This is a genomic window from Burkholderiales bacterium (assembly GCA_036262035.1).
In the GTDB taxonomy this organism is placed as follows: Bacteria; Pseudomonadota; Gammaproteobacteria; order Burkholderiales; family SG8-41; genus JAQGMV01.
In genome coordinates this window covers 1-12,660 of record DATAJS010000013.1, presented here as the reverse complement: position 1 = coordinate 12,660, position 12,660 = coordinate 1, and the positions used below count along the sequence as shown (strand labels likewise).

General features: G+C 64.1%; 6 protein-coding genes. 5 read left to right on the top strand and 1 reads right to left on the bottom strand.

The annotated features are described in order from the left end of the window. Positions 1–24: 24 nt before the first annotated feature. Positions 25–756, top strand: coding sequence for a 5'/3'-nucleotidase SurE (gene surE / locus VHP37_15465; protein HEX2827751.1), 732 nt, complete (start codon positions 25–27; stop codon positions 754–756). A 96-nt stretch (positions 757–852) separates the two neighbouring features. Here surE and VHP37_15460 read toward each other — a convergent pair whose 3' ends face one another. Further along, positions 853–1,566: an RNA polymerase sigma factor FliA gene (locus VHP37_15460; GenBank protein ID HEX2827750.1), complete on the bottom strand. Its 714-nt coding sequence runs from the start codon at positions 1,564–1,566 to the stop codon at positions 853–855. A 458-nt stretch (positions 1,567–2,024) separates the two neighbouring features. Here VHP37_15460 and VHP37_15455 point away from each other — a divergent pair, with 458 nt between their 5' ends. The 4 genes from VHP37_15455 to VHP37_15440 form a co-directional block, all read left to right on the top strand. Beyond that, on the top strand, positions 2,025–2,264 hold the full coding sequence (locus tag VHP37_15455; protein ID HEX2827749.1) for a hypothetical protein: 240 nt from the start codon (positions 2,025–2,027) through the stop codon (positions 2,262–2,264). A gap of 59 nt (positions 2,265–2,323) precedes the next feature. After that, on the top strand, positions 2,324–2,572 hold the full coding sequence (locus VHP37_15450) for a hypothetical protein (GenBank protein ID HEX2827748.1): 249 nt from the start codon (positions 2,324–2,326) through the stop codon (positions 2,570–2,572). Positions 2,573–3,455: 883 nt separating this feature from the next. Next, the gene (locus VHP37_15445) at positions 3,456–4,163 is read left to right on the top strand and encodes a hypothetical protein (GenBank protein ID HEX2827747.1); all 708 of its coding nucleotides are present in this window, start codon (positions 3,456–3,458) and stop codon (positions 4,161–4,163) included. Further along, on the top strand, positions 4,147–12,660 hold an 8,514-nt coding region (locus tag VHP37_15440; protein ID HEX2827746.1), incomplete at its 3' end, for a calcium-binding protein. The genes VHP37_15445 and VHP37_15440, both read left to right, overlap by 17 nt.

Sequence of the window (12,660 nt, the reverse complement as noted above, 5' to 3'; positions counted from 1 at the left end):
AACGGGTTAAGGCGGAGAAGAGACATGCGAATACTCATAGCGAACGATGACGGTGTGTACAGCCCTGGCATCTGCGCGCTCGCGCAAGTCGCGCAGCAGTTCGGCGACGTGCGCGTCGTCGCGCCCGACGTGGAGATGTCCTCGGCGAGCCACGCGATCACCGCCTCGCGGCCGCTGACGATCAAGAAGACGCCGCTGAGGGGCATCGAAGCGTGGCGCGTCAACGGCACGCCCGGCGACTGCGTCGCGCTCGGCAGCCACGGCTGGGACAAGGTCGACGTGGTGCTCTCGGGCATCAATCTCGGGCCGAATCTCGGCAACGGGCTGTGGCATTCGGGCACGCTCGCCGCGGCGAAGCAGGCGGTGCTGTTCGGGATGCGAGGCTTCGCGTTCTCGACGCCGGTGGGCGAAGAGGAGCCGGACTGGGAGATGCTGAAGAAGTGGTCGGCGAAAGCGCTCGAGATGCTGCTGCCGGACGAGAAGCTCACGCTGGTCAACGTGAACTTCCCGATGACCGAGCCCAAAGGCATGCGCTGGACGCGGCAGAGCGTGAAGCAGTACGACGGCAAGGTCGTGCCCGGCAAGGACCCCATGGGCCGCGAGCACTACTGGTTCACGGTGATACCGATCGAGGAGACGGAAGAGGGCACCGACCGCTATGCGGTCGATCACGGCTACATGTCGATCACGCCGCTAAGGCTGGACCTCACCAACCACGACGAGCTCGCGGCGGCGAAGACGCGTCACCGGCTGTAAGCGCCGGCCGGTGCGTCGTCCCCGCGGAGGCGGGGATCCATTCGACGCGGCTCGCGTCGTCCCCGCGGAGGCGGGGATCCATTTTGACTTTGACTTTTAGTTCGCGCCGCCCTTGATCGCCACCCGCAGCCGCGCAATCGCCTGCGTATGGATCTGCGACACGCGCGACTCGGTCACGCCGAGCACGTCGCCGATCTGCTTGAGCGTCAGGTCCTTGTCGTAATACAGGCCCATCACGGTCTTCTCGCGCTCGGGCAGGGCGTCGATCGCGTCGACCAGCGTCTCGCGCAGGCTCTGGTCCTCGAGGATGTGCAGCGGGTCGGCCTGCTCGTCGATCGCGTAGCGGTCGAGGAACGAATCGTCGTCCTCGGCGGTGAAGTCCTCGTAGGACAGCATCTGGTAGCCGCGGGCTTCCTGCAGCAGCCGCTGGTAGTCGGCGAGCTTCATGCCCATGGTTTTGGCGATCTCGGTCTCGGTCGGCGCGCGGCCGTAGTGCTGCTCGAGCCTGGAGATCGTGGATTCGACCTGGCGCAGGTTGCGGCGCACGCTGCGGGGCAGCGAATCGCCGTCGCGCAGCATGTCGAGCATGGCGTAGCGGATGCGGTGGGTGGCGTAGGTCTCGAACTCGGCGCCCTGCGCTTCGTAGCGCTTGGCGGCGTCCCACAGGCCCATCATGCCGCACTGGACGAGGTCGCCCACCTCGACCGAGCTGGGCACGCCTGCGGCGATGTGCCGGGCCATCCGGTTGACGAGGGGAGCGAGGGTCTTCACGCGCAGCTCGACGTCTTTGGTATTCGAGAGATTAGCCATCGTTTCGGTCCTGGTCGGTGGTTGGCGGCGTTGGGAGAGGCGCCGCGTCATCGTGGAAAGGATTGTCATCCGACCGGCCTACCGGGGGTCCGGGGAACAGAGGGGGTTTTCCGCCGCAATTCCGGGTTGGGAGGGGCCACAAGGGCCGGCGGGGGGGCGGGAGCCCGGCGGGCATCCCCAGTCCGTCATTCCAGACGCACCTTCCCCCGCCATTCCGGACGCCCCTCCCCCCGCCATTTCGGACGCCCCTCCCCCCGTCATTCCGGACGCCCCTCCCCCCGTCATTCCGGACGCGCCCGCAGGGCGCGATCCGGAATCCATGGTCCGTCCGCTCATGCCCCCGACCCATCGCCCCGACCATGGGCCTGCCCCAAACCCGGAAAAATCCCCCCAACCGGCGTCCGGTTTTGCCTTACCCTTGACCGTTCGACCGTCCAAAACGATATGGGGAGGCCCCGATGGGAACGCCAGAATCGATTCCGACGCAGGAAAGAAGGACCCGCTGGAGCTTCGCTTACCACGCGGACAACACCTGGTATTGGCAGGCCAAGCGCGCCAGCGGCGAACTGAACCGCTCGGAGGTGAAGCTGGAGACCCTGGCCGACGCCCTCACCGACGCCATGGCGCACGGCTACATCGCCTGGAGCCGCACCGAGGAGCGCCGCCGCGAGCGGCCGGAGGAACTGGTCGACGAGTGAGCAAAAAGGTCATAAAGGAAACCCGGCCACGGCCGTAACTGAGACCGGGAGAACGAAACATGACCTCAGCAACACTGAACAAGGAAGACTGGCGCATCCTGCGCCGCGCGCTCGCGACCTCGCTCGTGATGCGCGACCTCACCGACGACGAGTTCCGCGCGAAGATCCTCGACTTCGAGAAGCGCGGGCACGTGTCTTTGACAGTCAGCGACGAGTCGCTCGTCGTCACCGGCAATTTCTTTCTGGGCCTTCCCCGCTGGGAGGTGCTCCGGCCGATCGCGCTCGCGAAGCCGGGGACGGTGCACTAGCAACGCGTTCGGCAACCCACGCGGCGGGGAGCCTTATTGCGACCTCTTGTCCAGCCGCACTCCGTCGCGGTCGTTTGGCGAGTTCATACTTCAGCGCATCTTTATCACCGCGCTGCCCTTTCACCCGCAGCTCTCGTAAGGCTCGACCTTACGCCTAATGACATAGTGTCCCTCGCGCTGTGAACCGGTCCCGCTAATCGGCCAGTTAACCGTCGGTTTTTTCTTCAGAAAACTACAACGATATTTACCGCTTTACACGCGTTGTTTTGCACGTCTATAGTGACGTTTCACAACTGCGATAAAAAAGCGTCTTAGTCTCGCAGTTCCACTCCGTAGGCAATATCTGCGCAGGCATGAAAAACATGCCGGAGTTGAACGGAGGTGGCGGTTGGTCGCTCATCCATCGAAGTTGGTACAAGCGGTCGGTCGGTTGCGACTGTGCGAGCGTCGGAAGCGTAGAGCTGAGCGAGCTTGCACTCTGCTGACGGTGGAATCCCTAGCCCCGATCGCGATATCTGGCTCGGCCGCTTCCTCTTCAATAGCTGTTCAAGTTGGTGATTGCTCGCGGGCCGGCAAACTGCCGAGGAGCAGCATGGCCCGAGGACGCCAACTGGCTGTGCAACTGGTTACGGCGTTCGCGCTGAGTGTCGTCAGTGTTCCGATACAAGTTAAAAGCGCTGATGGAGCAACTACTGGCGAGCGCTTCCGGCGTGCTTTGACGGATCGAGCCAAGACATGCCTGGGGCGTGACCAGACTGGACCTGACACTAGCTGTGCGATTCTGAATCTAAAGCCCGAAGAGCCTCTTTCGTCACCAGCAGGGCAATTCGCGCACTCACTCAAGCTGCCGAACGCACTAACAGGCGAGGTGTATCGGAAGGGCATGACCGCAGATGATTATTTCAGCGCGTTGTGCAACGCAGAAGCTGGGGACTTCATCTACAGGCGCGTAGTCGATGTCGCTGGAATCGTCGAGTTACGTCCACGGCTTGTACCGACCGATTACGAGTTACAGCATCTGTATGCACTTGAAGATCCATTCGGAGTTGCGTTCGGCGTGCCGAGTATCGCAACCCAAAACGTATGGGTGCAGCCGTTCGTTGGAAGGTACACCTTTGTAGATGTTGTCAGAACGACAAGCACCGGCCCGAGGATAACGACGTACTATCGTGATCTTAAAGATACGCAACCATCGTATCAAACATTCGTCGCTGGACGATATGTAGTTATCCCGTATGTGGTCTCTGAAAGAGAATCTCCAAAACTGTCCGCGCGATACGGTTTTACATGGCGAGGAATCAAGCGTCCTGTTGATCGTGAATTTGGGATAGCTGGTGGTGAGCTGATCGTTGTTGACGTAACGACCGCAGAAGTGCTCGCGCTGCGCCGAGGCTTTGTCAAAACTGGAACAGCTGTGAACTCTTTTGCTGGCGTCTGGTGGCTTGGCGCTGCTGGGTGCCCGCAGAATGCGCGAGACCGGAATGGTCGACGGGAGAAACTGCTACATCATGACTTCATCTATAGCGTGCTAGTACCATCTCCGGACGCTAATAAGCTGTTCTCAGGAGCGCTAAATGGCGTCGCAAAGTAGCCTTTGGCTCGACTTCGCGCTGCAGCAAGCCGCTGCCGAATCATACCTTGATCAGGCACTGCCGCTTGACCAACTCTTGATCGATGGCAATAACGATCGACGAGTGCTTAGTGGATCTGCTATTCGGGGTGCGATTCGCTTCACGGCCGGGCAGGCGCAAGCATTCGTGAATCGGTATCAAGTGATAGATCACATGCCGAACGACTCAAGCGGGTTTTCGGCGACCTTACTGTTTGATAGATCAACACGCCAATACACTTTGGCGTTCCGCAGCACAGAGTACAAACTCGCGCGGGACGGCGGCGATTTTGAGCGCGATGCCGCAGGGGCAGACACGGAAATCAAGAAGTATGGTTTCGCTTTTGCCCAGATCGATAGCATGGAGCGCTATTTCTCAAGAATCGCGGGCACGGATCAAAGTATCGCCACTCCCGCCCTTTCTGCCTTTCGAGAATATCTTGCTAGTCAAGGTCGAATCAATTTGACTGGCTATAGTTTGGGTGGTCACTTGGCGATTGTTTTTGCCGCGCTTCATCCAAGCGTGGTGCGTTCAGCGGTGGTGTTCAATTCTCCGGGAATCAACGACAGTATCAATCTGTCGGCAGCAACTGCGTATTATCGGGCCGTCTTGAGCGATCCGCGAGTGGCTGAAAACATAGTCGTAGCCCAACCTGAGTTCTCCGAGACGCGTGCTCTTTTCAATCAGGCGTTGGCGCGTAGCTCGAACGCAATTTTTCAGAACATCTATCTAGACCCGCGGCACCAATGGGCGATAGAGGCAACGCTGCGTCGCTTCAAGGTCTCCACTAGTTTCAGATCACGCCCCGGCTTGGGGGGCGGATTGGACGACACCATAACGAGCGTTTATGGCCGGGGAACCTCCGGCGATGTGGAGCTAGTTGCAAACTACGGCGTCCACTCCGCGCAAAGGGCCCAGATTTTCATAGAGGACCAACCAGACGTAGAAGGCTTGGTGGGACAGACACCGCTGTTCGCTGCATGGATGAATCGATTGCTGGCGGGGAAGGGAGATTACGGCAATACCCACAGCCTAGTGCTCTTGATCGATTCGCTCAGTTTGATGAGCGTCATACAAGAGACGAATCCAAGCCTCGACCACAACCGCATCGGTCAGATATTTGCCGCGGCATCTGACGAGAGGGCGCGCGGCCTACTTGGCACTGGACAAGGCATTGCAGAGGCCGCTTCACTCGAAAGAATTCTTGACGCACTGCGTAAGATTTTCTTAGGCAATGCGCGGCCTCCGACGCCGTTTGATCCAAGTGAAGGCGGGTTTGGTAATTTCGAAAATCGCACTGCGTTCCATACGCACATTGCAAGCGTGCGCGTGCAAGTCGCGAATCAACCGTTCGCGAAGATAGAAAGCATAGTGGGTTTGCGTCCAGAAGTATTGAGCAATCGCGCACTGTCGGATATCGCGTACCGCTATGCGTTGCGCGAATTGAATCCCTTTGTAGTCAGTGGACTTGTTGCCGCATATGCAGCACATAATGGATCTGGTGAGCTCGACGTCTCAGGCGTTCCCTACTCTGGAATATGGACTCATGAATACACGGCTACCCGCGCGGCATTTCTTGCTTGGAAGAATAAAAAATACGTCGGTGACGTATCTGGTCCGGTACGTGAAAGAGGAGCTGCCGCGACAGACTATTTAGATCGACGGCTATCGGTTCAAGTTAGCGTCCGGAATGCGGCAGTCAGTCCAACATCGCTCTTGCCGGCGCGGCAGGTAGTTTTTGGTTCAGACGCGGCAGAACTGGGATCGGTCGCGCTACTTGGGGGGCCACGGAAGGACGCACTGTTTGGTGGAGCTGGAGACGATGAGCTCCACGGAGGCGAGGATGATGACTACCTCCAGGGGGATGGAGACAAAGACATCCTTGATGGAGGAATCGGCGACGATTTACTCGTTGGTGGGCTAGGTGACGATTTCCTGAGCGGAGGCGACGATTTCGATAGATATGTGATCGGCGAAGGAACAGACACCGTAAATGACAAAGATGGCAAAGGGCTTTTGCTAGACACCCGCGGCCGTAGGATCGCCGGTCTGTTCGTGAAGAAAGGAAACACATATGTCTTCGAAGAGAATCCGACGCTCCTAGCAACAAAGAACTCTGCCCTCACCATCTTCCTCCAGGACGGCGCCACCGTCGTTATCGAAGGCTTCGACCAAGGCGACCTTAACATCACCTTGGCGGATCCTAAGCAGCCTCAGGCCGCGCGCGCCGCGCCCGCCACCACCATCCCCGGCACCGACCGCGCCGATCGCCTCATCGCTCCCGCCGCGGGCGCGACGCTGGACGGCGGGAGCTTCAGCGACTACCTCGTGGGCGGCGCGGGCGACGACCGGCTGCTCGGCGGCGCGGGTATCGATTGGCTTTCGGGAAACCTCGGCACGAACCGCATGGAAGGCGGCGCGGGTGACGATGCGATCGTGCTCGGGCAGGGCGAGGATTACGCCGACGGCGGCGACGGCGCGGATTTCATTACCTATCTCGGCGGCGACAAATATCCGTCCAGCCTCGACCTCGTCGGCGATGTTTTCGGCGTGTCGTGGAAACACGAGCTGCAGTTCGACCCGCTGACCGGCGCGCGCAGCGTTCGACTCGAAGGGCACCTCACGGGCATCCCGGTTTCGCAGCAACGGCCCACGTGGCAAGAGGGCTTCGTCACGCGCGCGTCGTTCACGCAGGTCAACGGGCAGGAGATACGAGGCGGCGGCGGCGAGGACGTCATCAACGCCGGACCCGGCGGCGATCTCATCTACGGCGACCGCGGCGTCGGTGCACCGGTGCTCACTGCGCCGAGCGCGGATCAGGTTGACGCCAAAGATTTCATCCTCGCCGGGGCCGGCGACGACACCGTGTTCGCCGAGGGCGGCGACGACATCGCGCTCGGCGCGGAAGGAAACGATTACATCGACGCTGGTACCGGCAACGACTGGGCGCTCGGCGATGCCGGCGACGACGTGGTCATCGGCGCGGCCGGCACGGATACGTTGTTCGGCGACGCGCCTTCTCTCCCGCTGGCGCAGCACGGTACTGATTACCTCGACGGCGGCGACGGCGACGATGCGTTGTGGGGCGGCGGCGGGGCCGATTCGCTCTTCGGCGGCGAAGGCAACGACCAGCTCTCGGGCGACGACACCTCGATACCGGAGCAATACCAGGGCGCTGACTATCTCGACGGCGAAGGCGGCGACGACCTGCTCATCGGGTTCGGCGGCGACGACACAATCTTCGGCGGCAGCGGCGCCGACGAGCTGCAGGGCAACGACGGTGACGATCATCTGGACGGTGACGACGGCGTCGACACTCTGTTCGGCGACGCGGGTGCCGATGAGCTGTTCGGCGGCGCCGGCAACGACAGCCTCGAGGGCGGCGAGGGCAACGACTACCTCGACGGCGAGCAAGACAACGATGTGCTGCTGGGTGACGGAGGCGACGACGAGATCTTCGGCGGCGCCGGCAACGACCGCGTCGATGGCGGTCTCGGCGCGGACATGATCAACGGCGAGGACGGCGTCGACGATCTCAGCGGCGGCGACGGAAACGACGTCCTGAGCGGCGGCGCGGGTGTCGACAATCTGTCTGGCGACGCCGGTGACGACGCGCTCGAAGGGGGGCTGGACAACGATACGCTCCGAGGCGGTGCGGGCAACGACGTCCTCAGGGGCGGTGCGGGAACCGACGCCGTGCTCGGCGGCGGCGGTGATGACACCTACGTGTTCGCTATCGGCGATGGCGCGGATGACATATCCGACAGCGACGGCGTCAACCGCATCCGCTTCGACGACATTACGAGCGCGAGCTTCCTGACGATCACGGCGAGCGCCGACGAGTCGGTGCTGCTGATCGACTACGGCGATGTAGGCGACACCATCACGCTCGACCGCGCCGGCGGCGCCGCGATCAGAGAGTTCGAATTCGCCGACGGCACCGTCATCACCGCGGCGCAGCTCTTCGACCAGCTCGAGGAGCGCGTGATCGCCGGCACCGCCGGCAGCGACATCCTGCGCAGCGCCTATCCGAACACGACGTTCGACGCCGGCGCGGGCGACGACCAGGTGGAAGCGGGAAGCGGCAACGATACGCTGCTCGGCGGGGCCGGCGCCGACACGCTCGTCGGCAACGCCGGCGACGATGTCGTCGACGGCGGTCCCGGCGCCGATCAACTCGTCGGCGGCCGCGGTTCCGACACTTACCTGTTCGGCCCCGGATCGGGTATCGACACGATCGTCGAGAACGAAGCGGCGCCGGGCGAGCCGAATCGCGTCGTGCTGGCGGCGGGTATCACGGCGGCGAATCTGACCTTTTCGAGCACTCCCGTACCCACGATCCGGCTCAGCGCGAGCGGTGACGAGATCAGGTTCAGCACGTGGTACTCCGACGTGATCGAAGAAGGACAGGTCACGAGCCCGTACGGCGTCACCGCGATCGACGAGCTGGTCTTCGCCGACGGCACCGTCTGGACCGCCGCGCAGATCAACGCGCGATTCTTTCCGAGCGTCTCCGGCACCGGCGCCCGCATCGGCATCGGCGCGGCCGACGTGCTCCGTGGCGGCATCAACGGCGATACGATGAATGGCAACGCCGGCGACGACACACTCTTCGGCGAAGCGGGCAGAGACTTTCTGTTCGGAAGCTGGGGCGCGGATACGCTGATCGGAGGCGCTGACGACGACTCTCTCGACGGCGGGGCCGGTCCGGACCTGCTGGACGGGGGCGCGGGCAACGATTCGCTCGCCGGCGGCGAAGGCAGCGACACCTACCTATTCCGCCGCGGCGACGGCGTGGACACGATCACTGAGGCCGCAGCGCGGCCGGCGAACGATACGCTCGTGCTGACCGGCGGCATACGTCCGGAGGACGTGGTGCTCGTCGCCGGCGGGCGCCTCGCCGGATGGATCGACGTCACGCTGCGCGGCAGCAGCGATGCGATCTCGTTCGCCGCCGGCAACGATCTGGCATCCCCGGTGATCGAGCAGATCGCCTTCGACAGCGGCGTCGTATGGTCCGCGGTCGACCTGCGTGCGCATTTCCTGTCGACTCCCGCGACCGCGGACTCCGAGTCCATTTCCGGCACGCCCTTCGGCGACGTCATCAACGCGCTCGGCGGCAATGACAGTATCAGCGCGGGCGCCGGTGACGACCTGGTCGACGGCGGGCCCGGCAACGACACGATATGGGACGAGCCGGGCAAGGACACCTACCTCTTCAACGTCGGATCGGGGCAGGACACGATCAGGACCAACGTGGCCGACGCGGATGTAGAAACGGTCAAGTTCGGTGCGGCTATCACGCCTTCCGCATTGCGCCTGTCGCAGGTCAGTTGGGATTCGAGAGCATTGCTCGTCGCGATCGCCGGCGCGGCCGACACGCTCACGATCGAACGATTTTTCCCGAATGCCGAGTTCACCTTCGCCTTCGCCGACGGCACGACGTGGAATGCCGCCGCGATCTCTTCCCGGACGACGTTCGCGCTGCGCAGCCCCACCGGCACGCCGCTCGACGACACGCTGAACGGCTCCGGCGACATCGACAATATTTTCGGCGGCCCCGGAAACGATCGCCTGTTCGGCGGCGCTGAGATGGACTCGCTGTTCGGCGACTCCGGCAACGACGTGCTCGACGGCGGCGCCGGAAGAGACTTCCACAACGGCGGGAGCGGCAACGACGTCTATCTCTTCGGCATCGGCTCCGGTTCCGACTCGGTGAGGGACGACGATCCGTCCGACGTCGACACGATCCAGATGGATGCCGCCGTTCGCCCGCAGGACGTCACGGTGACCAGCGGCGATTTCTTTCGCTTCGCGCTCCCGACCGGCGACGCGATCGAGCTCGAGGCGCGCGACGCGTTTCGGGTGAAATTCGCCGACGGCACCCTGTGGAGCTTCAATACCAATGCGCCCGGCGTCATCGTCAACGGGACCGCGGGCAACGACACGGTGAGCGGCCGCGTGCAGGAAACGATCGACGGCGGGGCGGGCGACGACACCCTCGGCGTCGGCCGCGCCGGCACGGTGGTGTTCGGCCACGGCTCGGGACGCGACACTGCGTTTTTCGCCGGATCCGGCACGCTCGCGTTCAAGCCCGACGTGCGACCGGCGCAGGTGGTGCTGCAGGAAGTCAGCGGCAGCACCGCGCTTCGGATCGCCCTCACCGATTCCGCGGACACCTTGCTCGCTCAGTCGTGGTTCGCCAGCGCGGGCGCTCGGCTCGACCGGCTCGTCTTCGCCGACGGGACCGTATGGGATCTCGCGCAGATCCTCGCGCGGCTGCCGTCGACGCCGACGGCAACAGCGGGGGACGATCGGCTCACGGGCTCCGACGGCGCCGACAGCCTGTCCGGCCTCGCCGGCAATGACGTCATCGACGGCGGCCCCGGCGACGATAGCCTGGAAGACGGACCGGGAGACGACCGCTATCTCTTCTCGCGCGGCTTCGGCGTCGACCGCCTCACGAATGCGGTCAACACGGGCTCGGGCTTCGACCGCGTGGAGTTCGACGCGACGATACGGCCGCAGGACGTCGTGGTGTCGGCAATCAGGGCGGCCGATGCGGTCCCCGACGACCTCGTGCTGTCGGTATCCGGCAGCCGTGATGCGCTCACGTTGGACAACTGGCTCAGCGGCTCGCGCTTCGTCGAGGAAGTTCGCTTCGCCGACGGCACGGTGTGGAACGCCGCGACGCTCCTCGCGAAGGCGATCGTCCCGGGCGATTCGCCCGACCTGATCGAAGGCAGCGCGTTCGCCGACACCTTCGATGGGCTCGGCGGCGCGGACGCGATCAACGGCAACGCCGGCAACGACAGGCTGGCCGGCGGCGCCGGTGATGACGAGATCAGCGGCGATGCGGGCGACGACGTCCTCGACGGCGGGCCCGGCCGCGACAGGCTCTACGGCGGCCTCGGCAACGATACCTACGTGCTCGACGACCTTGCCGACATCGTCAGCGAAGACAACGGCGGCGGAACCGACACCGTCAGCACGCCGCTCTCGTACACGCTGCCCGCCGGTTTCGAGAACCTCACGCTGACCGGCACCGCGGCCGTCAACGGCGCCGGCAACGCGCTCGCCAACGTGATCACCGGCAACGCGGCAGCCAACGTGCTCGACGGCGGCGACGGCAACGACTTCCTGTCGGGCGGCGGCGGTGCGGACACGCTGCGAGGCGGCGGCGGCGACGATACGTACGTCGTGGATGCCGCCGGCGCGGCCATCGTCGAGAACGCCGCACAAGGGACCGATCAGGTGCGCGCTTCGGTGACGTTCACGCTCAGCGCCAACCTCGAGAACCTCACGCTCACCGGCGGTGCCGCGATCAACGGCACGGGCAACTCCGCGGCCAACACGATCGTCGGGAACACCGCCGCGAACGTGCTCGACGGCGGTGCAGGCGCGGACGCCCTGGCCGGCGGCGCCGGCAACGACGTGTATATCGTCGACAACGCCGGCGACGTGGTGACCGAAAGCCCCACCCAGGGCACAGACACGGTCCAGAGCGCGGTCGGCTACGTGCTCGGCGCGCACGTCGAGAACCTCACCCTCACCGGCGGCGCGGCGATCAACGGCACCGGCAACGAGCTCGATAACGTCCTCTCCGGCAACAGCGCGGCGAACGTGCTCACCGGGCTCGCGGGCAACGACACGTATGTCGTCGACGTGGGCGACAGCGTCACCGAAAGAGCGGCCGACGGCATCGACACGGTTCGCAGCGCGATCGCGTACACGCTCGGCGACAACGTCGAGAACCTGGTGCTGACGGGCACTGCCCCGATCGCCGGCACCGGCAACGCGCTCGACAACGCGCTCACCGGGAACGCCGCCGCCAACGTTCTCACCGGCGCCGCCGGCAACGACACGCTCGACGGCGCGGCCGGCGCGGATACGCTCGCGGGCGGCGCCGGCGACGATCTGTATATCGTCGACGCCGCCGACGCGGTCGTCGAGGGCGCGGGCGCGGGCGTGGACAGCGTGCGGGCCGCGGTTTCGTACACGCTGCCCGCCAACCTCGAGAATCTCACGCTGATCGGCAACGCGCCGATCGCCGGCACCGGCAACGCGCTGGACAACGTCATCACCGGCAATGCGGCCGCCAATGCGCTGGCCGGCCTCGGCGGCAACGACGTGTATGTCGTGGACAACCCCGGCGACGTCGTCACCGAGGCGGCGAACGAAGGCACCGACCTCGTGCAGAGCAGCGTCGCTTACACCCTCGGCGCGAACGTCGAAAACCTGACCCTGACCGGCTCGGCGGCTATCGCGGGAACGGGCAACGCGCTTCCGAACGTGATCATCGGCAATGCCGGGCACAACCCCGTCGACGGCGGCCCCGGTGCGGACACGATGTCGGGCGGGCTCGGCAACGATACCTACGTCGTCGATCAGACTGGGGACGTGGTGATCGAGCAGCCCGACGGCGGCAGCGACACAGTCATGAGCGCCATCGGATACACGCTCGGCTCGAACCTCGAA

What these genes read in the sequence shown, in the direction of transcription:
- surE (HEX2827751.1), top strand. Translation starts at nt 25, where the DNA reads ATGCGAATACTCATAGCGAACGATGACGGTGTGTACAGCCCTGGCATC.
- VHP37_15460 (HEX2827750.1), bottom strand. Translation starts at nt 1,566, where the DNA reads ATGGCTAATCTCTCGAATACCAAAGACGTCGAGCTGCGCGTGAAGACC.
- VHP37_15455 (HEX2827749.1), top strand. Translation starts at nt 2,025, where the DNA reads ATGGGAACGCCAGAATCGATTCCGACGCAGGAAAGAAGGACCCGCTGG.
- VHP37_15450 (HEX2827748.1), top strand. Translation starts at nt 2,324, where the DNA reads ATGACCTCAGCAACACTGAACAAGGAAGACTGGCGCATCCTGCGCCGC.
- VHP37_15445 (HEX2827747.1), top strand. Translation starts at nt 3,456, where the DNA reads ATGACCGCAGATGATTATTTCAGCGCGTTGTGCAACGCAGAAGCTGGG.